The sequence below is a fragment of the Mycolicibacterium wolinskyi str. Jessa 2025 genome (assembly GCF_049241375.1).
In the GTDB taxonomy this organism is placed as follows: Bacteria; Actinomycetota; Actinomycetes; order Mycobacteriales; family Mycobacteriaceae; genus Mycobacterium; species Mycobacterium wolinskyi.
The window spans coordinates 6,898,885-6,921,723 of the sequence record NZ_CP185960.1 but is presented as its reverse complement, the minus strand read 5'-3'; the positions used below and the strand labels follow the sequence as shown (position 1 = coordinate 6,921,723).

The 22,839-nt window shown below is 66.5% G+C and carries 11 protein-coding genes; 9 read left to right on the top strand and 2 right to left on the bottom strand.

Annotation, left to right across the window (positions count from 1 at the left end; genetic code table 11):
• Positions 1-248: 248 nt before the first annotated feature.
• The 7 genes from ACOI2T_RS34215 (at position 249) to ACOI2T_RS34185 (ending at position 6,966) form a co-directional block, all read left to right on the top strand.
• Entirely contained in the window at positions 249-1,568 is a 1,320-nt protein-coding gene (locus tag ACOI2T_RS34215; RefSeq protein ID WP_409506380.1) for an FAD-dependent oxidoreductase, read from the top strand.
• A 38-nt stretch (positions 1,569-1,606) separates the two neighbouring features.
• On the top strand, positions 1,607-2,059 hold the full coding sequence (locus tag ACOI2T_RS34210; protein ID WP_409506381.1) for a flavodoxin domain-containing protein: 453 nt from the start codon (positions 1,607-1,609) through the stop codon (positions 2,057-2,059).
• 39 nt (positions 2,060-2,098) lie between these two features.
• Positions 2,099-3,610, top strand: a complete 1,512-nt coding sequence (locus tag ACOI2T_RS34205) for an APC family permease (protein WP_409506382.1) — start codon at positions 2,099-2,101, stop codon at positions 3,608-3,610.
• 45 nt (positions 3,611-3,655) lie between these two features.
• Entirely contained in the window at positions 3,656-4,864 is a 1,209-nt protein-coding gene (locus ACOI2T_RS34200; protein ID WP_409506383.1) for a cytochrome P450, read from the top strand.
• Between the two features lie 27 nt (positions 4,865-4,891).
• Positions 4,892-5,254: a cupin domain-containing protein gene (locus tag ACOI2T_RS34195; RefSeq protein WP_409506384.1), complete on the top strand. Its 363-nt coding sequence runs from the start codon at positions 4,892-4,894 to the stop codon at positions 5,252-5,254.
• Positions 5,255-5,406: 152 nt separating this feature from the next.
• Complete coding sequence (locus tag ACOI2T_RS34190) at positions 5,407-5,814, top strand: YciI family protein (protein WP_067848184.1); 408 nt, start codon at positions 5,407-5,409, stop codon at positions 5,812-5,814.
• Complete coding sequence (locus ACOI2T_RS34185) at positions 5,815-6,966, top strand: RNA polymerase sigma factor (RefSeq protein WP_409506385.1); 1,152 nt, start codon at positions 5,815-5,817, stop codon at positions 6,964-6,966.
• Positions 6,967-7,007: 41 nt separating this feature from the next.
• Here ACOI2T_RS34185 and ACOI2T_RS34180 read toward each other — a convergent pair whose 3' ends face one another.
• Entirely contained in the window at positions 7,008-8,843 is a 1,836-nt protein-coding gene (locus ACOI2T_RS34180; protein ID WP_067848179.1) for an acyl-CoA dehydrogenase, read from the bottom strand.
• A gap of 237 nt (positions 8,844-9,080) precedes the next feature.
• Here ACOI2T_RS34180 and ACOI2T_RS34175 point away from each other — a divergent pair, with 237 nt between their 5' ends.
• On the top strand, positions 9,081-10,160 hold the full coding sequence (locus ACOI2T_RS34175; RefSeq protein ID WP_409506386.1) for an NAD(P)H-dependent amine dehydrogenase family protein: 1,080 nt from the start codon (positions 9,081-9,083) through the stop codon (positions 10,158-10,160).
• 16 nt (positions 10,161-10,176) lie between these two features.
• On the opposite strand, the gene ACOI2T_RS34170 is transcribed toward ACOI2T_RS34175, so the two are convergent.
• Positions 10,177-21,171, bottom strand: coding sequence for an SDR family NAD(P)-dependent oxidoreductase (locus tag ACOI2T_RS34170; RefSeq protein WP_409506387.1), 10,995 nt, complete (start codon positions 21,169-21,171; stop codon positions 10,177-10,179).
• Between the two features lie 242 nt (positions 21,172-21,413).
• Between ACOI2T_RS34170 and ACOI2T_RS34165 the strand changes: the two genes are divergently transcribed.
• Entirely contained in the window at positions 21,414-22,835 is a 1,422-nt protein-coding gene (locus ACOI2T_RS34165; RefSeq protein ID WP_409506388.1) for a condensation domain-containing protein, read from the top strand.
• Positions 22,836-22,839: the final 4 nt, after the last annotated feature.

Genomic DNA, 22,839 nt, shown 5'->3' with positions numbered 1-22,839 from the left:
TCGCTCGCCCGCTCCGAAGGAGCGCTGGCAACGCGAGTGTAACCGGGTTGCGATTCCAGTCCTGTTACCGGTCGCCTGATAGGCGGGCGACGATCTGAAGTCCTCTCGTAACCGGTGTGTAAACCCTACTTGCACCTATAGACACGCGCAGTTGGGAGATTTAATCTTGTGAAATACACGACTTAAGTCGCGTCTTCAGTCTAAAGTCTGGTTTGACCACCGTTCGGCCACTTTCCCGAGGTGAACCAATGTACGACCCCAACCTGGTCGCCGGCCCAGCATCGGCTTCCAATCCGCTACGACCGGCGATTGCCGTCGTCGGTAGCGGCCCGTCCGGCTGCTACGTCGCTCAGTTCCTCGCCAAGCAGTGGGCGGATGCCGACATCACGATCTTCGAATCACTCCCGGCGCCGTACGGCCTCATCCGCTACGGCGTCGCCGCTGACCACCAGGGTGCGAAGGGTGTGGCGCGCCAGTTCGATCGCATGTTCACGAAGGGCTCGGTGCGGTTCGCCGGCAACGTGTCGGTGGGCCGAGACATCGATTTTGATCTCTTGGCGAGCAGCTTCGACATCGTCGTCCTGGCGACCGGTCTTCCCGAAGATCGGCCGTTGGGAATTCCGCAAGAACCGGGTACGCGCGTGCTCGGTGCAGGGGCACTTCTGCGGGCCCTAAACGGGTTTCCGTCCAAGACGTTGCCCCAAGACGCGACCGGCCGCCACATTCCGCTCGGCCGGCGGTTGGCGGTCGTCGGAATGGGAAACGTGGCCGTCGACGTGATTCGGTTGCTGTCCAAGGACCGTGACGGCTTCGTCGGATCCGACATCGACGATGAGCTACTCCGCGAACTGCGTCCGGCCGCACCGGAGACCATCGATGTCATCAGCCGATCGGCGGTGACCGACGCCAAGTGCGACACGGCGATGCTGCGTGAAGTGGTGTCCCTTGGCAACATCGACCTCGAAGTGACCGGGTTGCATGAACACGACAGCGGGCCGACGGCAGATCTCTTGCGTCCGTTCGCTTGCTCGCCGGCAGCGGCGCCGGGCGTCGACACTCACCGCACGCGGGTGCGCCTGCACTTCGGCGCCGTACCCGAACTCATCGAGAACAGCGACGGCTGCACGCTTCTACGTGCCCGCCGTCGGTACGGTGACCATCGCCCCGTCGACTTCGCCGTGGACACGTTGATCACCGCGGTCGGCTTCACCTGTGGCCCGTCCGATGATCGATGCTGCCCCTCTCAGGCGTGGGCGGGTGCCCACGTCTATCGCGTCGGGTGGCTGAGCCGCGGCGCAAAAGGGACGATCCCGGAGAACCGCAAGGACGCGCAGCGGATCGTCGTCGAGATCGTCAAGGACGCCGAATCACGACGAATTCCGCTGGGAAGGCCTGGTTTTCGCGCCGTGGAAGCGCTCGTCGGAGACCGCGTCGTCAGCTTCGAAGACTGGCAGCGGATCGAAGCCTACGAGCGTCGATCCGCCCACCCCGACCGATGTCGCCGCAAGGTCGTAGATCTCGACAAAATGATCGAGATCGCAACCGCGCCGGTGACCAGCAATCTCTAGCCCCTCGCACACGAACAATCCGACAGGAAGGCCAACGCATGGACACGGTGACGATTCTCTTCGGCACGGAATCCGGAAACTCGGAGATGGTGGCCGACGACATCTCCAAAGCACTGGAAGACAACGGAATCAAGAGTGAAGTCTTCGACATGGAGGACTACGACGTCGGTGACCTCGGCATGCAGGAGATGGTCATCCTCGTCTCCTCCACGTACGGCGAAGGCGAGCTGCCCCAGACCGCGCTGCCGTTCTTCAAGGCGCTCAACGAGATCAAGCCCGACTTGTCGTCCACACGCTTCGCCGCGTTCGGCCTGGGCGACAGCACGTACGACACCTACAACCGGGGTATCTCGACCCTCGTCTCGGCGTTCACCGAACTCGGCGCGACGCAAGTCGGAGAGACCGGCCGCCATGACGCCGACAGCGGACTCGACGCCTCCGACGTCGCGGTTCCCTGGCTCAACGACCTGTTCACCGCTGCGCGGGTCTGACGCGCCCATCTCCATCCAACCTCTAGAAAGTCAACGGATATGACCGAAAACCAGTTGGCGGCCGATCCGCCCGTAGTGCCGGCCGGCGGCGGAACTTCTCAGTCCAACCTCACCGGGAACATGGGCGTGGGCTCGCTGATGCTCACCGTCCTCGCATTCTCCGCTCCCATCGCTGCCGTCGCCGGCTTCATCCCGTTCAGCATCATGTTCGGTGGCGAGGGAGCGACTCTCGTGTTCGCCGTCGCGACAATCAGCATGCTGTTGTTCGCCGTCGGCTATGTGACGATGACCAAGTCGCTGCCCAAACCCGGCTCGTTCTACGCCTTCATCAGCGCCGGTATCGGTAAGGCAACCGGATTGGGCGCCGCGTTCATGGCGGTCGTGTCCTACCTGTTGATGCTGAGCGGATGTTTCGTGTTCACCGGTCTGACCGTCACCGAACTGGTGTCGAGCATGGGCGGTCCGGAGACCCCGTGGTGGCTTTGGGCCATCGGCTGTTGGGTGATCGTCAGCATCTTGTGTTACTTCCACATCGAGGTGTCGGCCAAGATCCTCAGTGTCGCCATGGTTTTGGAAGTGGCGATCGTGATGGTGTTCAACGTGGCCGTGTTGCTGCGCGGCGGCGGCCCGGACGGATACTCGGCCACTCCACTCAACCCGGCGAGCCTGTCGCACGGCGACTTCGGGATAGCGCTGCTGTTCGCGATCATGATCTTCATCGGATTCGAAGCGACGGCGCTCTTCCGTGACGAGGTTCGGGACCCGGACCGGACCATTCCGCGGGCGACCTATGGCGCGGTGCTGTTCGTCGGCGCGCTCTACACGGTGTCGTGCTACCTGCTCACCACGGCCTATGGCGCGAATGCTGTGCAGGCGGCGACGGACGATCCGAAGATGATGTTCCCGGGCGCCATCGGCGCTTTCGCTGCACCCGTGTTCACACAGTTGACCTTTGCTTTCATCATCACCTCCGAAATGGCCGCGGCGATCTCGGTCCACAACGTGACCGCCCGCTACATCTACAATCTCGGCGTCGACAAGGCGCTGCCCGCGGTATTCGCCCAAGTGCACCCACGGCACGGTTCACCCGCGCGGGCGGCGGTCGCGGTCGCGGTCGTGGTCGCTCTGCTGGTCTTGCCGCTCGGTCTGGCGAATCAGGCAGGCGTGGGACTGGATGCGCAGCTGTTCGGGCTGGGAACAGTCGGTGTTCTGGCCTTGATGACCCTGGTGAGCATCGCGGTGATCGTGTGGTTCAGCCGTAGGGGAATCCCGCCGGGCGCCAACTGGTTCAAGTGCTTCGGCGCGCCGGCGCTGGCCGTCGCCGCCCTGGGACCCACCATCGTGCTCGCGATACTGCACTTCGATCTCGTCGTGGGTGGCGCACCCGGGCAGAACCTGGGACTCCTGCTGGTGCTCGGCGCTTCGCTCGTGATCGGTGCGGGGCTCGCGCTGTACTTCCGTTCGGCCAAGCCTCAGGTGTTCGCCCGGTTGGGCCGGGCCGACACCGGCGAGGCGGAGAAGGCCGACGCCGTCGTGCCGACTCGTATGTGACCACGAAACATTAAGGTGCACAGCCTAGTTGAAAGGATTTATGTCATGACAGTGACCCAGACTCGGACGACGAGTGACTGTCCGGCCACCCGGGATTATCTCCCGTGGAAGGACCCGGAGCTTCGTATCGACCCATACCCCTTCTACGCCCGAGCGCAAGCCGAGGCGCCCGTCTCGCGGGACGAGGACGGTACGTTCGTCCTCACCAAGTTCGAAGACCTCATGCACTACGGCCGCCTACCTTCGGTGATCATCGCGCCCGAGTGGGAGAAGGCCGGGGGATGGCGCATCCTCAAGGACATGGCCCTGGGCCACGACGAGCCCGACCATACGCGGCTGCGCCGATTGACCAGCAAGTGGCTGACCCCCAAGCGGATTCAGGACTGGATCAAGATCACCGCCTCGGTGACCGATGAGATCCTCGATCGGGTCGGCGAGGACGGGCTGGTCGATGGCTCCGACCTGGCGGTCGAGGCCACCCACGTCACGGTGTGCCGGCTGCTGCAGGTGCCCGAGGACGAGATCGAATCGGTGCGGCGCGAGATGCGCAAGGCCATGCCCGTCCTGAGTGCGGTACCCGATGCCAGTGACTTCGAGGCCTGTGAGGAGGCCCACGAGTATCTGCGGGCGCGCACCGCATTCCTGATCGAGCACAAGCGGGCGAATCCCGGCGATGGGCTCCTCGATCACCTGCTTGCCCTGCAGGACAGCGGCGAGATGAGCGAGGCCGAGGTCTTCGCGACGACACTGTTCTTCTACTTCGTCGGGCATATGGATGCCAGCTATCTGATCTCGTCGGGCCTGCACATGTTCACCCGACGACACGACATCTTCGATGCCTTCCGGGCTGAGCCGGATGTCCGGCAGGCCATCGTCACCGAACTTGTCCGCTTCGATGCGCCCGAGCCGGTGATCACCCGAACGACCACGGAGGACTTGGTCATTCGCGGTGTTCACGTTCCCGCGGGTAGCGTCCTGCGCTTGGTCATGGGGGCGGCCAACCGCGACCCGGACATCTTCGACAACCCGCACGAGTTCGACTTCAGGCGGCCCCCGGAGCAGTCGCGCAACCTGACGTTCAGTTTCGGCAGCCACAGCTGTCAGGGACGCCTGCTGGCCGAAGCCGAGGTCCGGGTGGTGTGGGAACGCATCGCCGCCCGCTACTCCCGCATCGAACTCGCAGGGGAGCCGGTCATCAAGAACACCGACGCCTCACGGCACTACTACACCCTGCCACTTCGTCTGTGCCCGTAATGATTCACACAACCAGAAAGGCAACCCATGACCACGTCAAGCACATCAACGGAGAGCGCGGTCGTCGTCGGCGACGTCAACGCAGTCGAATTGGAAGACTGGGGCCCACTGCCCGAGGCCACCGGCGAACCCATGGCGACCGCAGGTAAGAAGCTGTGGACCGGCGACGGAATCCGGGAGTTCGGCATCTGGAAGTGCGCACCCGGCCCGTCGCGGTGGGTGTTCGAAACCCACGAGAGCATCACAGTGCTGTCGGGTCGGATGACGGTCACCGAGGACGGCGGCGAGCCCTATGAGGTCAAGGCAGGCGACAGCGCCGTCTTCCCGAAAGGTTGGACGGGCAACTGGGACATCCATGACACGATCCTGAAGGTCTACACGGTCTTCTGAGCTGGCCTCCCTCGGCCGGTCGGGTCCCACCGGACCCGGCCGGCCGACGGCCGCTTCCATCGAATTTCGAGGCCGATGTCGAGAACCTCGTCGCGGTTCCGTCCCAGGGGTGACGCGACCAACTAGGGTCGCGAACCTGAAGGGAGAACAACATGGCCAAGTATCTGCTCCTCAAGCATTATCGGGGCGCGCCTGCGGCCGTCAATGACGTGCCGATGGATCAGTGGGCGCCCGAAGAAGTCCAAGCTCACCTCAAATACATGAACGATTTCGCGGCCCGGCTCGAAGCCAGCGGCGAGTACGTGGACAGTCAGGCCCTCGCCCCGGAGGGCGCATGGGTGCGCTACGACGGTGAAGGCAAACCCCCGGTGACGGACGGACCGTTCGCCGAGACCAAAGACCTGATCGCGGGCTGGATGATCATCGATGTCGACTCCTATGAGCGCGCAGTCGAATTGGCGGGTGAGCTGTCGGCCGCACCCGGCGCGGGCGGTAAGCCCATCCATGAGTGGCTGGAGGTCCGGCCGTTCTTTCACGCCGCGCCGACGGTCACCGACTAGATGACCGCGGTGGACGACGCTCGCCTGCGTGACCTGATCCCCGCGGTCCTGGCGACGCTCGTCCGCCGCGGGGCAGACTTCGCGACTGCCGAGGACGCCGTTCAGGAGGCGCTGGTTCGAGCCGTTCGGACGTGGCCGGACCAGCCCCCCGACGACCCGAAGGCGTGGTTGATCACCACCGCCTGGCACTGTTTCGTCGATCTCGTTCGATCCGATGTCGCTCGGCGCCGCCGCGAAGACCAGGTTTCCTATGAACCACCGCCCGGGCCGACCGCAGCAGCGGACGACACGCTGGCGCTCTACTTCCTGTGCGCACACCCGAGCCTGAGCCCCGCGTCGGCCGTCGCCCTCACGTTGCGGGCCGTCGGCGGGCTCACCACACGCCAGATCGCCCAGGCCTACCTCGTCCCGGAATCGACCATGGCGCAACGGATCAGCCGGGCCAAACGCACCGTCAGCGAGGTCCGGCTGGATCAGCCGGGTGACCTCCGCACGGTCCTGAAGGTGCTGTACCTCGTGTTCAACGAGGGGTACAGCGGCGATGTCGATCTCGCCGCCGAGGCGATCCGGCTGGCCAGGCAATTGGCCGCAGGCACCGACCATCCCGAGGTCGCCGGGCTGCTCGCGCTCTTCCTGTTGCACCATGCCCGGCGCGCGGCCCGCACACGCGCCGACGGAAGCCTCGTTCCGTTGGCCGAGCAGGACCGCAGCCTGTGGCGGCGCGACCTGATCGCCGAGGGGGTGGACGTGCTCCAGCGCGCGCTGGCTCGCGACCGGCTCGGGGAGTACCAGGCGCAGGCCGCGATCGCGGCGCTGCACGCCGACGCGCAGCACGCGGATGAAACCGATTGGGTGCAGATCGTCGAGTGGTATGACGAGCTCGTGCTGCTCACCGACAGCCCCGTGGTGCGGCTCAACCGCGCCGTCGCCGTCGGCGAGGCGGACGGACCGCAGGCGGGCCTCGCGGCACTCGCCGAGCTCGACCCGGCGTTGCCCCGCCATACCGCGGCGGCCGCGTATCTGCATGAGCGCGCGGGCGAATTCGACACGGCGGTACGACTTTACGTCGAGGCCGCGGCACAGGCGGACAACGTCGCCGAGCGCAATCACCTGACGCTCAAGGCGGCGACCCTGCGCAGGCACAACAAATGAGGCCCCCGGGAAAACCCGGGGGCCTCATCGGTTGAGCGGTTTTAGAACGCGGCTTCGTCGAGTTCCATCACGTCGTTGTCGATCGTCTCGATGACCTGACGGGTGCTGGTCAGCAGCGGCAGGAAGTTCTTGGCGAAGAACGATGCGGCTGCGATCTTGCCCTCGTAGTAGGCGCGGTCATCCCCGGTGGCGCCGGCGTCGAGCTTCTCGATCGCCACCGCGGCCTGGCGGGCCAGCAGCCAGCCGAGCAGCAGGTCGCCGACCGACAGCAGGAACCGGACCGAGCCGAGGCCCACCTTGTAGATGCTGGCCTGGTCTTCCTGAGCGGCCATCAGGTAGCCGGTCAGCGAGGCGGCCATGCCCTGCACGTCGGCCAGCGCGGTGGCCAGCAGCGCACGCTCGGTCTTCAGCCGGCCGTTGCCGGACTCGTTCTTGATGAACTGCTCGATCTCGCCGGCGACGTAGGCCAGCGCCTGGCCCTTGTCGCGAACGATCTTGCGGAAGAAGAAGTCCTGGGCCTGGATGGCCGTGGTGCCTTCGTACAGCGAGTCGATCTTGGCGTCGCGGATGTACTGCTCGATCGGGTAGTCCTGCAGGAAGCCCGATCCGCCGTAGGTCTGCAGGCTCTCGGTGAGCTTGGCGTAGGCCTGCTCGGAGCCGAAGCCCTTGACCACCGGCAGCAGCAGGTCGTTGACCTTGTGGGCGAGTTCGCCCTCGATGCCGTGCACGGCCTTGGCGACCGCCGCGTCCTGGAAGGTCGCGGTGTAGAGGTACAGCGCACGCATGCCCTCGGCGTAGGCCTTCTGGGTCATCAGGCTGCGACGCACGTCGGGGTGGTGGGTGATGGTGACGCGCGGCGCGGTCTTGTCCATCATCTGGGTCAGATCGGCACCCTGCACGCGCTCCTTGGCGTACTCAAGAGCGTTGAGGTAGCCGGTCGACAGGGTCGCGATGGCCTTGGTACCCACCATCATTCGGGCCTGCTCGATGACGTCGAACATCTGCGCGATGCCGTTGTGCACCTCGCCGACCAGCCAGCCCTTGGCAGGCTTATCGTGCTGGCCGAAGGTCAGCTCACACGTGGCCGAGACCTTCAGGCCCATCTTGTGCTCGACGTTGGTGACGTAGACGCCGTTGCGCTCGCCCAGCTCGCCGGTCTCGAAGTCGAACAGGTACTTCGGTACGAAGAACAGCGACAGACCCTTGGTGCCGGGGCCAGCGCCCTCGGGGCGGGCCAGCACCAGGTGGAAGATGTTTTCGAACAGGTCATCGGAGTCGGCGGAGGTGATGAACCGCTTCACGCCGTCGATGTGCCACGAGCCGTCGTCCTGCTTGACGGCCTTCGTGCGGCCGGCGCCCACGTCGGAACCGGCGTCGGGCTCGGTGAGCACCATGGTGGCGCCCCAGCCGCGCTCAGCGGCGATCTCGGCCCACTTCTTCTGCTCTTCGGTGGCCTGCTTGTAGAAAATGCTCGCGAAGCCCGGGCCGCCGGCGTACATCCACACGGCGGGGTTGGCGCCGAGGATGTGCTCGTGCAGGGCCCAGACGAGAGCCTTGGGCATGGCAACGCCGCCGAGCTCGTCTTCGATGCCTACGCGGTCCCAGCCGGCTTCCTGCACGGCGCGGACCGATTTCTTGAACGCCTCGGGCAGCGTGACGGTGTGGGCGTCGGGATCGAACACCGGCGGATTGCGATCGCCCTCGGCGAACGAATCGGCGATGGGTCCCTCGGCCAGGCGAGCCATCTCGTTGAGCATCTCGCGGGCCGTGTCGGCGTCGAGGTCGCTGTAGTCGCCGGTACCGAGCGCCTTGTCCACGCCGAAAACGTCGAACAAGTTAAAGGCCTGGTCACGCACATTGCTCTTGTAGTGGCTCACAATTCCTCCTCGGTGAGAATGCCACTTGAGGTTGGGTACTCCGGATAAGTTACCCACCAGTAACTGGGGCCAACTATACCGTCCAGTAACTTCAACGCAAAGCGAACGCGAGCAATTTCCCTGGCCTAACCAACCCAGCGGTTGATCGAAGTTCGTACCAACCCCGCTTCGGCGCGCTGAGCTGCGGTTTTCCGTGATTGTGAGGATCATCACGAAACTGCCCGCTAGGGTGAGCGGATGCGTCGGATCGCCGTGTGGGGCACAGGCAATATGGGGGCAACCGCGATCCGGTCGGCGGTCGCATTTCCCGGCCTTGAACTGGCCGCCGTCATCACCTCATCGCAGGACAAGATGGGTCGGGACGCCGCGACGTTTGCCAGGCTCGATCAGGCGACCGGCGTCACGGCCACTGACGACATCGACGCCGCGCTGGCCGAATGCGACGCCGTGGCCTACATGTCCTCCGGCGACATCCGGCCCGAGGAGGCGATCGCGGAAATCGCGCGTTGCCTACGTTCTGGCAAACATGTGGTGACCCCGTCGCTGTACTCGCTCTACGACCCGGCCTCGGCGCCGCCCGAGTGGGTCGAGCGGCTCACCGACGCCGCCGTGGCAGGCAACGCCGCGCTGTTGGTCAGTGGCGTCGACCCGGGCTGGGCCAACGACGCCCTCGCGGTGACGGCCGCCGGGTTGTGCACGCGCATCCGGTCCATCCGGTGCCAGGAGATCTTCGACTACTCGACCTACAACCAACCGCACGCCGTTCGGGTGCTGTGCGGGTTCGGCGGTTCGATGGACGACGTCCCGATGATGCTGTTGCCGTCGATCCCGACCATGGTGTGGGGCGGCAATGTGCGGCTGATCGGCCGCGGCCTGGGTATGGAGATCGACGACATCACCGAGAAGGTCGAGCGGCTGCCGCTCGACGAATCCGTCGACAACGTGCTCGGCCGCTTTGAGAAGGGCACCCAGGGTGCCTTCCGGGTGCAGGTCATCGGCTGGTCGCAGGGCGTCGAACGAGTCGTCGTCGACCACATCACCCGCATCGACCCAGCCTGCGCACCGGATTGGCCGCAACCCGACCAGGGCGTCGGCGACCACCGCGTGATCATCGACGGCGACCCGCAGCTGAGCATCGTGGTGCGCGCCGACGTGCCGGGCGGCACCCGGGCCGACGGCGGCAACACGACCGCGGCCAACCGGCTGCTCGGTGCGATCGACTGGCTGGCCACCCAGAAGCCCGGGATCTACGACGGGCTCGACGTGCCGTTACATCCGCCGCTGCCGGCCGAGGTCGAAGCGACGCGCTGGGCCTGACATATGTCTGCCGAGCTCAGTTCTCGGCATCGGGCAGCTGGCCCACGAGATACTCCGCGAGCCCGCCGATGGTCGGATAGTCGAACACCGCGGTCGCGTTGATCGTGAACTTGCCGCCGAACTGACTGTGCAGCCGGTTGCGGAGTTCGATCGCCATCAGTGAATCCGTGCCGAGGTCGAGGAATCGGCTCGTCGCGGCGGGTGGTTGTGCGAGGCGCAGGAAGTTCTGCACCTCCCGCTGAAGGAACTCGGTCACGAAGCCGGCGCGCTGCGGCACCGGTATGTCCATCAGCTTCTTGAGCAGCTCACTGTCACCGGTGACCTCGCCGACGGCACTCGGCAGCACCAGGTCGAGGATCGGTGGCCGTGAACTGCCGAGCACCTTCGCGGCCCGCTGCCAGTTGGCCTTGAGGACCGTGGCTTGGCCCGTTCCGTTGGCGATGACCTCGGACAGTGCGCTCAACGCGGCGGACGGTTCCAGTGGAATAAGGCCCTGCGCACTGATATTGGCGGTCGCGGCCTCCGACGACGCCATGCCGCCCTGCGCCCATGGGCCGAAGTTGACGCCCGTTGCGGGCAATCCTTGCGCCCTTCGCCGCGCGACGAGGCCGTCGAGCAGTGCGTTGGCCGCCGCATAGTTGGACTGACCGGGCGAACCGAACAGACTCGACACCGAGGACGAGACGATGAAGAAGTCCAGCTCGTCGTCGTTCGTCAACCGGTCGAGGTGCAGAGCTCCGAAGGCCTTGGGCGACAACGTGGTCCGGAACCGCTCGAGGTCCTGCTGACCCAACAACGCGTCGTCGAGCACACCGGCCAGATGAGCTATGCCTGCGAGCGGCGGCAACTCCCCGCGGATCCGCTCCAAAAGTTCGGCGACCTCGGACTCCTCGCCGACATCGGCGGTGAAGACGTGGATGCGGGTCTTGTAGCGGTCGGTGATCTCGTCGATGACCTGTTGCGTGTCGGCGTCAGCAGCACGCCGGCTCGTCAACACGATGTCACCGGCACCACGCTGCGCCAGGTACGACGCGGTGTGCAGGCCGATCGCGCCGAGCCCGCCGGTGATCAGGTAGCTCCGATCGGGCCGGGGCTGCAGTGGATTCGGGATCTGCACGACGATCTTGCCGATGTGCCGCGCCTGCTGCATGCGACGGAATGCGGTCCTCGCCTCGGTCAGCGGGTAGATCTCGGCGGGCAGTGGCTTCCACCCACCCCCGGCCAGTCCCTCCGACACCTCGGTGAGCAAGTCGCGAATACGGTCGGGTTCGGTGAACATCACCGTGTCCAGCGCGACGATCTCGTAGGCGACGTCGGGCCGGGCCTGCGCCATCTGCTCCGGTGACCAGATGTCGCGCTTGGCGATCTCGGCGAACCGTCCGTTCTGGGCGGTGGCCTTCAGCGTCGCCTCGATGAACCCCTCGCTCGTCAGGCTGTTCAGCACCACGTCCACGCCGGCGCCGTCGGTGTCGGCCAGTATCTGGTCGGCGAAATCCGTTGTGCGCGAGTCGTAGACGTACTTCACGCCAAGCGTGCGCAGCGTCGCCCGCTTGAACGTGCTGGCCGTGGCGAACACCTCGGCCCCGCATTGCTGGGCCATCTGGATGGCCGCCAGCCCCACACCGCCGCTCGCGGCGTGGATCAGCACCTTGTCGCCCGGCTTCAGTTGTGCCCAGTCGAACGCGAGCCGGACCGTCAACGCCGCCGCGGGAATGGTCGCGGCTTCGACCGCGCTCACCCCGTCCGGGATCGGCGCAAGGAACTGGGCGGGCACGTTGAACCGGCTGGAGAAGGCGCCCTGCATGGATCCGTAGACGCGCTGGCCCACTTCGACTCCGGTGACGCCCTCGCCCAATTGCGTGACGACGCCGGCGAAGTCACCGCCGATCGGGCCCGGGTCGCCGGGGTACAAGCCGAGGACGTTGAGCACGTCGCGGAAGTTCAGGCCGGCTGCTTCGACGCGGACCTGCACGTAGCCCTCGTCCGGTGGCGGCACGTCCTTCTCGGTGATCCGGAGGTTGTCGATCGCGCCGCGTTCGGTGGGCGCCAGGGCGTAGTCGCCGCCGCGTGGCACCGTGAGGTTGCCGCTGCGTGCCCACGGCAGCAGGCGCGAGGCGAGCAGCTTCCCTTGGCGCACCGCGAGTTCCGGTTCCTCCACCGGCGTGGCCAACAGATCGGCCAGCGCTCGTACGGCCTCGGGTGAGCCGTCGCAATCGACGAGCCTGGCGCGCAGCGCAGGTTCCTCGTTGATCGTGGTGCGGCCGAAACCCCACAGCGACGCCTGCACGGGGTCGACCGGCTCGCCCGACTCGGTGGCCACGGCACGTTCGGTGACGATCCACAGGCCGTTGGGAAGTTTCAGGCCGCCCTGCACGGTGTGCACGGCGTCGAGAAGGTTCGCGATCTCCGCTTCGAGCCGGGCCGCGGCCTCGGCGCTGGACTCCGCGGCGGCCGGACCGGCGGCCCGCCACACGACGCCGGCGAACGGCACACCACGTTCGGCGGCCTGAGCCAGCACCTGTCCCAGGGGCTCGGAATCGCCGCTCGGGTCGAATGGGATGCACCCCGGCACGTTCGCGGCCAGTTCGTCGAATCCGGCGATCAGCCAGGTGCCGCCGGGCGTCCCGGTCTCATCGGCCTGCGGCGGCGAAACCTCATGCCAGCCGAGGGTGTAGAGCAATCGCGTGGCATCGCCGCCGAGGCCGCGCAGCAACGCCTCGCGCGGTGCGCGTTTGACCGTGAACTCGCGGATGCCGCCCAGGTGACGGCCATCTCGGTCGAGGTAGTCGAGATCGAACACCTGAGTTTCGCTGTCGAGGGCGCTTTCATGCCAGCGTGCCCGACAGTAGAACCGCCGAGGCATCTTCTCCTTCAACGTCACCTGCCCGTACCGCAGCGGCAGGAACAGATCGTTGACGCCCTGCTCGGCCGCGAGAAGTGCGGGGAACGCGGGGAAGGCGACCCCGGTGCACAGGTCCATCAGCACCGGGTGCATCGGCTCCGACCCGAGTTGTTCGGCGAGTTCCTCCCCGACGAGGATGTCGCCGACGGCCTCGCCGTCACCGAGCCACAGCGACTTCAGCGAACCGGACCACGTTGGGCCCCAGGCCAGTTCCAAGTCGGCGAAGGTCTCGAACAGCTCCTGCGGACGCATGCGATTCATCCGCTCGATCGCTTCGTCGATCGGCGCCGCGTCCTCGGCTGCGGGCTCGTCGCCGTCGTCGGCGGCACCGCTCACGACGGTTCCCTCGGCGTTCAACGACCATTCGGCGCCGCGTTCGCCGTACGGACGGCTGTGCACCTGGAACTTCCACTCCCCGTCGTGCACGGGATGCAGCGTCAGCTGCACCTCACGAGACGCCTTCTCCGGCAGGATGATCGGCTCGTAGAAGAAGACGTCTCTGGCGTGCGCCGGGGTTCCGACCGCGGCCAGCGCCATGGCGGCATACGTCGCGCCGGGCACGACGACGGTGCCGTAGATGACGTGATCGGACAGCCACGGCTGCGACCTGACCGACAGTCTGCTGGTGTAGATCGAGTCGCCGGACGCCAGATCCTTGCCGCTGCCGAGGATTCCCGACCCGGCGGGGCCGTCGACCGTGATGGCCGCGGACTTGGGCCAGAAGCGGCGGCGCTGGAACGGATAGGTCGGCAACTCCAGCTTGCGGCCGGACCGGCGGTGCAACGCAGCGAAATCCGGTCGGTGACCGCCGACGTAGGCCGCGGCCAACGCATCGGCGATCTGGCGCCGATCGTCGATACCCTTGCGCAGCGAGACGATCGCCCGCGGCGCGGCCAGGTGCTCGGGCCAGACCTGCACGGCCGCCCCGGTCAGCACGGGTTGCGGACCGATCTCCATCAAGACCGAGCAGCCAAGCGCCGCCACGGTGCGCACGCTCTCCGCGAACTGGACCGGCTGGCGGGAATGACGCCGCCAGTATTGAGCGTCGATCGGGTTCTGGGCCGTGAGGACGGCGCCGGTGCGGTTGCAGACCAGCGGCAACGTGGGGGCATTGAACTGCAGCTGTGCTGCGAAGGATTCGAACTCGTCGAGCACCGGATCCAGCAATTCCGAGTGGAACGCGTGGCTGGTCTGCAGCCACGTGCAGCGGATGCCCTCGTCCTCGAACTTGGCGACTGCTCGTTCGAGGTCCTCGGCCGGGCCGGAGAGCACGGTGTTGGGTCCGTTGTAGGCACCGACCGACACACGCGGGAATTCGCCCGCGATCGTCTCGACGTGCTTGGCGTCGCTGAAGACCGCGACCATGCGCCCGCCGTCGGGGAGGCTGCCGAACAACCGGCCGCGCTCGGCGATCAGCCGTGCGCCGTCTTCGAGGCTGAACACTCCGGCCACGCATGCCGCCGCGTACTGGCCCACGCTGTGGCCCAGCACCACGTCGGGTTCGATACCCCAGGACTGCCACAGCCGGGCCAGGCCCATCTCGACGGCGAAGAGTGCCGGTTGCGCAAAGGACGTGTGCCGCAGGCGGTCTCCGAGCTCGCGATCGGTGGCGAACATCACGTCGAGCAACGGGTGGGGCAAGATGCCGTCGACCGCGTCGGCGCAGCGTTTCACGGTTTCGGCGAAAACCGGCTCGGCGTCGAACAACTCACGCGCCATCCCGGGATACTGGCTGCCCTGTCCGGTGAACAGCCACGCGGTCGTCGGGTGGTGTGTGTGCTCACCGCGCACGACACCGGGGCGCGTGCGGTTCTCGGCCAGATCGGCCAGTCCCTGACGTGCGCTCTCGATCGAGTCCACCACCAGTGCGGCGCGATGCTCGAAGTGCGAGCGGCCCGTGCCCGCGGTGCGGCAGATGTCGGCGAGGTCGACGTCCGGGTGGGTGCCGAGCCAGGCGCCATACCGCCGTGCCAGTTCGACGAGTGCTTCCGGTGACCGCCCGGACAGGGCGAGGACATGGACGGGAGCGTGGGCGTCGGGCTCCGTGGGCTCGGGGGTTGCCGCGTCGTCGGCGGCCGCCGGCGTCGGGGGCTCCTCGATCAGCACGTGCGCGTTGGTGCCGGTGAATCCGAAGGAGCTGACGCCCGCGCGCCGTGGTCTGCCGTTGGCCTGCCATGGAACGGCCTTGTCCAGCACGCGCACCGGCAGGGAATCCCACGGGATGTGCGGCGACGGATTGTCGAAGTGCAGGCTCTGTGGCAGCACCTCGTGCTGCAACGACAGCACGACCTTGATCAGACCTGCTGCGCCCGAAGCGGATTCGGTGTGACCGATGTTGGTCTTGACCGATCCCATGAGCAGTGGCCGGTCCGCGTCCCGCGCGTCGCCGTAGGCGGCCGCGGCCGCCTGAACCTCGATCGGGTCACCCAGCGGGGTGCCCGTCCCGTGTGCCTCGAGGTAATCGACATCGCCGCCGGTCCAACCCGCACGAGCCAACGTCGTCCCGATAAGGCGTTGCTGCGCACCACCATTGGGAACGGTCAACCCACTGGATGCGCCGTCCTGGTTGACCGCGCTCCCGGGGATGACCGCGCAGATACGGTCCCCGTCACGCTGTGCGTCGCTGAGCCGCTTGAGTACGAGAATGCCGCAGCCCTCACTGCGCACGTAGCCGTCCGCGGAGGCGTCGAACGTCTTGCAGCGTCCGACGGGGGAGAGCATTCGCGCGCGTGATGCGGCGACGACCGTCACCGGGCTCAGCAGGACGTTCACCCCGCCGGCCAAGGCCAGATCGCAATCGCCGGCGTGCAGTGCCTGGCAGGCCTGGTGGACCGCGACCAACGCCGAGCTGCACGCGGTGTCGACTGCCACTGCGGGGCCTTCGAAACCCAGCGCGAAGGCAACGCGCCCGGAGATGGCGTTGAGGGCGTTGCCGGTGATGAAGTACGGCTCGATCTTGTCGATGGATTCCGACGACAGCAGGTGCGCGTACTCATTGGCGGCCACGCCCGCGAAGATGCCGGTTCGGCTGCCGCGCAGTGCGGACGGCGCGTAGCCGGCCCTTTCCAGACCCTCCCACACTGTTTCGAGCATCAGCCGCTGCTGGGGTTCGATCCATACGGCCTCGCGCGGGGATATGCCGAAGAACTCCGGGTCGAATCCGTCTATACCGTCGAGGAATCCGCCGAAGCGCGTGTAGGTCTTGCCCGCGGTCTCCGGGTCGGGGTCGTAGAACTCGTCGATGTCGAAGCGATCTTCCGGAACCTCCCGGATCGCGTCGATACCGCCGGACAGCACCTCCCAGAAGGCTTCCGGGTTGGGTGCGCCGGGGAATCGGCATGACACCGCCACGACCGCGATCGGTTCGTCCGTGCGCGTCGCGGCTTCCGTGGCGGGTTTCTTCGCGGATGCCTGGTCGTTGAGGCCGAGCACCTCCCCGAGCAGGTAGTCGGCCACGTCGGAGATCCGGGGGTGATCCATCACCAGCGTGATGGGAATCTCGTGGCCCACACCCTGTTCGATGCGGCGCCGCAACTCGACGGCCATCAGCGAATCCATGCCGAGGTCGAAGAACCCGGCGTCCTCACGGATTTCCGCGTCATCGACCCGCGTCACCTCCGCCACCGCGGCACGCAGGTAATCGGTGAGAAGTTTCTTGCGTTGCTGCACCGGGGCATTGGTGAGCCGCTCGACCAGTTGGGTCTTACCCGAAGGGGTCGCGGTCGGCGCCGTGGGCGTCGACAGGGCGGGCACCTCGCGCTCCAACTCCGACAGGAACGCCCGTCGCCCCGCCTGCTGGTAGAGCGGCAGGAATCGGGCCCAGTCGATCCTGGCCACCACTCCTTGGACCGGACCGGCCGCCTCGGCGGCCGATACGACGTCCGCCAGGCCGGCAAGCGCATCGGCCGGAGCCAGTGTGCGAATCCCGCGCTGTTCCAGGCGCGCACGGGCCTCCGCGTCGGCCATACCGGCCGACCACGGACCGAAGTTGACGCTGATACCGGCGATACCCTGCTCACGCAGCCGCCAGGCCAGCCCGTCGAGGAACGCGTTCGCCGCACCGTACGCGGTCTGGCCGTATCCACCCCAGACCGAGGCGATCGACGAGGTGTTGATGAAGAAATCGAGCTTCAGGTCGGCGGCGGCCTCGCTCAAATGCCAGGCACCCCAGACCTTTCCGGCGAACACTCGATCCACCTCGGCTTGTTGCGAGTCGAAGTCGAGGTCGCCGAGCGGCGTGGTGCCGATCTCACCTGCGGCATGGACGATACCGGCAAGCGGCGGCAGCTCAGCCTGGATGGTGGTCAGCAGGCGCGCGACGTCGTGCGCGTCAGCGACATCGGCGGTGATCACCCGGAATTCGCAGTCGTACTGTGCGGCCAGCGCGTCGATGCGGTGTTGTGCGGTATCGCCGGGCGCGCGTCGGCTGGTCAAGACCACGTGCTTGGCACCGTGCCCGGCCAGGTATCCGGCGATCTCCCGACCGATCGAACCCAGGCCCCCGGTCACCAGGTAGGTTGCGTCATCGCGCAGTTCGAGCGGAGCGCCGGTCGGTTGGTCGCCTCGTCGGACCAGCCGGGGCACGTGGACCGCGCCATCGCGCACTGCGATCTGGTCTTCCCTGGCCGAGGCGCGCGGCGCCGAGATGGCATCGACGATCCGGGACCATTCGTCGGCCGTACCGCCGGAGAGATCGGCGAGTCCGCCCCATACCTGCGGAAGCTCGAGCGCTGCGGCCCGACCGAAGCCCCACAGGCAGCTCTGATCCGGTGACACGGTGTCGGTGTCGGTGACCCGCTGTCCGCCGCGGCTCACCATCCAGATCGGTGCGCTGACCTCTGCTGCGACGGTGGCGCGGAAGAGACGCCTTGTCCCGCCGAGGATTCGGTGCTGCATCCGCAGCAGCGATCGCATCGAGGGGACGGCCTTGGCGCTCTGGTCCGCATCGACAGCCGCGACATGCAGGATGCGCAGGCTCGCGCCGTCCGCCGCGGCGGTGCGCAGCGCGTCGGCGAGCCGATGCTCGTCGGCGTCTGATGCCGGCAAGCCGAGGAATCGATGCTGCTGACCGAGTGCGGTGAGCGTGTCGACCAACGGCTGCACCGCCGGGGACTCATCACCGACGATGATCCAGGTGGCTGTGGTGTCTGCGTCCATAGCGGTGCGCGGAGCCTGGGACTTCTCCCAACGGAACTCGTAGCGGTCGTCTGCGATGGATTGCGTTGTTCGTTGCCGATTGTGCTGTTGCGCAAGCTTTCTCAGCACGGCCAGGGTCTGGTGATCGCCGTCGGAACCGTCGAGCAGCGCCGCGAGTTCCTCGATCTTGCCGTCCTCGAGAAGCTGCACGGCCTGGGTGCGTGCGGCGACCGGTGCCTGCGGGGTGGCGCTGTCCCGATCGCCGTTTCGGTTGTCGGAGAACCAGTACTGGCGGCGCTCGAACGGATAGGTGGGCAGGTCGAGCTTTCGTGCGTGCGGCTGCCGGAAGGCAGCGAAGTCGGGCACGTGGCCCAAGACATACGCGTCGGCGACGGCTTCGATGATCTGCCGATGATCGGCGGTGTTGCGGCGCATCGACGTGATGGCGCGCGGCGCGGTGGCCGGGTCGGGCCACGCGCTCAGCGCGGTCGCCGTGAGCACCGGCCGCGGGCCGACCTCGATCAGCACCTTGCAGTTCAGCTCGGACAGGGTGCGCACGCTCTTGGCGAATTCGACCGGTTGGCGGGCATGACGGCGCCAGTAGGCACCATCGAGTTTCACACTCCTGCCGAGCGCGGCACCGGTGCGGTTGTCGATGAGAAGCCGTTGCGGCGCGTTGAACGTGAACTGCCCGGCGTACGCCTCGAATTCGTCGAGGATCGGGTCGAGCAGCGCGGAGTGGAACGCGTGGCTCGTGTCGAGCCAGTCGCACCGGATGCCGTCGGCGGCAAGTCCGGCGACGGCCTTCTCCAGGTCTGGTGCGGGGCCCGACAGCACGGTGTTGGCGCCGTTGTAGGCGGCGACGGAAAGCGCCGGGTACTCGTCGGTGAGGCTCTCGACCCGCTCGGCGGCCGCGAACACCGCGACCATCCGGCCACCCGCCGGCAGGCTGCCGAACAGCCTGCCGCGTTCGGCCATCAGCCGCGCGCCGTCCTCCAGGCTGAACACGTCGGCCACGCAGGCCGCCGAATACTGCCCGACGCTGTGGCCCAGCACCACGTCCGGATCGAAGCCCCACGACTGCCAGAGCCGCGCCAGGCCCATCTCCACCGCAAACAGGGCGGGCTGCGCGTAGGACGTTTGCCGCAGAGTCTCTTCGGCGTCTGCGCTGTCGAGATCGAAAATGACGTCCAGCAACGGTTTTTCGAGTACGCCATCGACCGCGGCCGCGCAGCGCTTCAGCGTCTCGGCGAACACCGGCTCGGTGTCGAACAATTCCCGTGCCATGCCGGGGTACTGGCTGCCCTGACCGGTGAACAGCCACGCCGTCTTCGGGGTGTCGTGGGATTCTCCGCGAACCAGGCCGGGTGCTGGGCGGTCGTCGGCGAGCGCGCCGAGCAGTTCGATCGCGGAATCTCGCGAATCGACCACCAGTGCGGCGCGGTGCTCGAGGTGTGCCCGTCCCACGCCGGCGGTGAAGCACACGTCCGCCAAGGTGGCCTGCGGGTGTGTGCGCAGCCAGTCCCGGTATTGCGCGGCGATCTGGACCAACGCGGCGGGCGTGCGCGCGGACAGCGGAAGGACACTGAACCGCGCAGCCGCGGCGGCATCCGGCGCGGGTTTCTCGGCCGGGTCCGGTTCCGCGGCAGGCGGTTCGGGAGCTTCCTCGATGATGACGTGTGCGTTCGTCCCAGCGAACCCGAATGAGCTGACACCCGCGATGCGGGGCCTGCCGTTGCGCGTCCACGGAACGGTCTCCTTCACCACCTCAACCGGCAGGCGGTCCCACGGGATGTGCGGAGACGGGTTCTCGAAGTTGAGGTGCTTCGGCAAAGTCTCGTTCTCGAGCGACAGGATGACCTTGATGACGCCTGCGATGCCCGCGGCTGCTTCGAGGTGTCCGATGTTCGTCTTCGCCGAGCCGATCAGCAGCGGTTGGCCGGGATCGCGTCCGGCGCCGAGCACCGCACCCGCGGCCTGGGCCTCGATCGGATCGCCCAGCGATGTCCCGGTGCCGTGCGCCTCCAGGTATGTGATGTCGCGAGGCTCCAGATCGGCACGTTTCAAGGCATCGGCGATAACCCGTTGCTGGGCAACACCATTCGGCACCGTCAGACCACCCGAGGCGCCGTCCTGGTTGATCGCGCTGCCGCGGATCACCGCCCGGATGCGGTCACCGTCGCGAACCGCGTCTTCGAAGCGCTTGACGACGATCACGCCGCATCCTTCGCCGCGCACGTAGCCGTCCGCCGCCGCGTCGAAAGTCTTGCACCGCCCGTCGGGCGCCAGCATGTGCGCGCTTGAGAACGTGATCATCGTGGCGGGGGTCAGCAGGACGTTCGCGCCACCGGCCAGCGCGAGGTCACACTCACCCAACTGCAGCGCCTGGCACGCCTGATGTATCGCCACGAGCGACGAGCTACAGGCCGTGTCGACGGCGACTGCAGGACCCTGCAGGCCCAGCCGGTAGCTGATCCGGCCGGCTGCGGCGGCATTCGAGGTGCCGATGGCCATGTAGGCCTCGATCTCGGGATAGGTCAGCTCGTCGGATGCCATGCCCAGGTAGTCGTGGGTCGCCAGACCGACGAAGACACCGGTGTTCGTGTTCGCGAGAGCTGTTGGCGCGGTACCCGAATGTTCCACCGCGCGCCACGCAGTCTCCAGCAAGATGCGGTGCTGCGGGTCCATGAGCCTGACCTCGCGTGTCGACATGCCGAAGAACGGCGCGTCGAATCCGGTCACGTCATCGACGAAACCCGCGCGACGGGTTACGACCTTGCCGGGCGCGCCGGGCTCCGGGTCGAAGAATTCATCGACGTCCCAGCGGTCATCGGGAATCTCCGACACCGCGTCGCGACCCTCGCGCAACACCTCCCAGAACCCATCGGCGTCCGGAGCGCCAGGAAAGCGCGCAGCGTAGCCGACGATGGCAAACTTTGGCGCCCGCCTGTTCGGATGTGCGGTGGAACCCATGCCGTTGTCCTCCTTGCATCGGCGGCCTCAAGTTGACTCCGCGATGACCCCGCGCGTCCCCCGAAGCGCGTGAAGATCGACCCGACGACACTATTGCACGCAGACCCGTCGCGTGTGGGGTTCGCTTCCTCGCGCGAGCCTCTGCGGTACCGCTGTGCGGGAACCGAGGGTACGTTGATGCCGCGGGGGGATCTGCCGGAATCGGCGACGGCTGTGTGGAGCGTACGTGGGAGGATCAGGTTTTGCGCATCGGGAAGATAACTGTTGGCGCACTTGATGAATGGTCGTTGAGTCCGGGTTCGGTCACGTCGTGGCACCCGACAGCGGCGGCTCAGGAAATCGCGAGCCGGGCTCCGGTCAGCTCCGTGCCGGTTAGCTACATGCAGAGCCAACATCTACGTAATTACCGTGATCGGAGTGCCGCGGGACTGAACTTCTCCCGGCAGATCATCGCGAGCTGTGAGGTGCCTGGGCAATGTGACATCGCGGCGATGGACCATGCCGTCAATGCGTACCTCCGTCGCCACGACACATTCCGCAGCTGGTTCGAAGAGACCGACTCTGGCAAATTCGTCAGGCATAGCATCGAGGATCCGGCTGATATTGAATTCGTGGCCGTCGATCACGGTCCCATGACGGTCGACGAAATACGCGAACACGTCGTCGCGATCCCCAATCCATTGGAATGGGGCTGCTTCACCTTCGGAATTATCCAGAACGACAATTTCTTTACATTCTTCGCGGCCATGGATCACGTGCACGGCGATGCGACGTTGATCGGCACGACGATGATGGAAGCCAATGGCATGTATTCGGCGCTGAGTGGCAGCGGTCAGGCCCTTTCCCTGCCCGATGCCGGTAGCTTCGACGATTTCTGTGTCCGCGAACGCGAATACGCTTCGGCGCTGACCCTGGATTCGCCCGGTGTGCGCGCATGGCTCGACTTCGCCGAGAACAACAGCGACGGCTTCCCGGAATTCCCGCTCCCCCTGGGTAACCCGCATGAGTCGACGCGAAGTGACATGACGTCAGAACTCCTGATGGACGCGGCCCAGACCGAACGGTTCGAATCAGCGTGCACGGCGGCAGGCGCACGCTTCGTCGGCGGCTTGTTCGCCTGTCTGGGCCTGGTGGAACATGAGTTCACCGGTGCACTCACGTATTACGGGCTCACCCCGCGGGATTCGCGCACAGCCGGTGACAATTTCATGACGCAGGGTTGGTTCACCGGCCTGATTCCGATCACCGTTCCGGTTGCCGCGACGTCTTTCGGTGAGGCCGCCTGGGCAGCGCAGTCCTGTTTCGATTCGAGCCTCGACATGGCGAGAGTTCCGTATTACCGCGTACTGGAGTTGGCGCCGTGGTTGAACTGGCCACGACCGAACTTCCCGGTGTCGAACTTCTTGCACGGCGGTGCGGCGCCGCTAAACGCCATCCTCACCGCGGCCGACATGGGCCTCGCGAACAACATCGGCATCTACCCGGACGGGCGGTTCTCCTACCAGCTGACGATCTACATCTTCCGCTACGGCGAAGGCACGGCCATGGCGATCATGCATCCGGACAACCCGATCGCGAGGAAATCGGTCACCCGATACCTGAACGCGATGAAGTCCGTGTCTTCGCGGGTTGCTGACGTCGGGCACTGGGGACGCGTCGCGTAGCGGG

Coding starts and splice junctions, on each gene's coding strand:
- ACOI2T_RS34215 (WP_409506380.1), top strand. CDS start 249: ATGTACGACCCCAACCTGGTCGCCGGCCCAGCATCGGCTTCCAATCCG.
- ACOI2T_RS34210 (WP_409506381.1), top strand. CDS start 1,607: ATGGACACGGTGACGATTCTCTTCGGCACGGAATCCGGAAACTCGGAG.
- ACOI2T_RS34205 (WP_409506382.1), top strand. CDS start 2,099: ATGACCGAAAACCAGTTGGCGGCCGATCCGCCCGTAGTGCCGGCCGGC.
- ACOI2T_RS34200 (WP_409506383.1), top strand. CDS start 3,656: ATGACAGTGACCCAGACTCGGACGACGAGTGACTGTCCGGCCACCCGG.
- ACOI2T_RS34195 (WP_409506384.1), top strand. CDS start 4,892: ATGACCACGTCAAGCACATCAACGGAGAGCGCGGTCGTCGTCGGCGAC.
- ACOI2T_RS34190 (WP_067848184.1), top strand. CDS start 5,407: ATGGCCAAGTATCTGCTCCTCAAGCATTATCGGGGCGCGCCTGCGGCC.
- ACOI2T_RS34185 (WP_409506385.1), top strand. CDS start 5,815: ATGACCGCGGTGGACGACGCTCGCCTGCGTGACCTGATCCCCGCGGTC.
- ACOI2T_RS34175 (WP_409506386.1), top strand. CDS start 9,081: ATGCGTCGGATCGCCGTGTGGGGCACAGGCAATATGGGGGCAACCGCG.
- ACOI2T_RS34170 (WP_409506387.1), bottom strand. CDS start 21,171: ATGGGTTCCACCGCACATCCGAACAGGCGGGCGCCAAAGTTTGCCATC.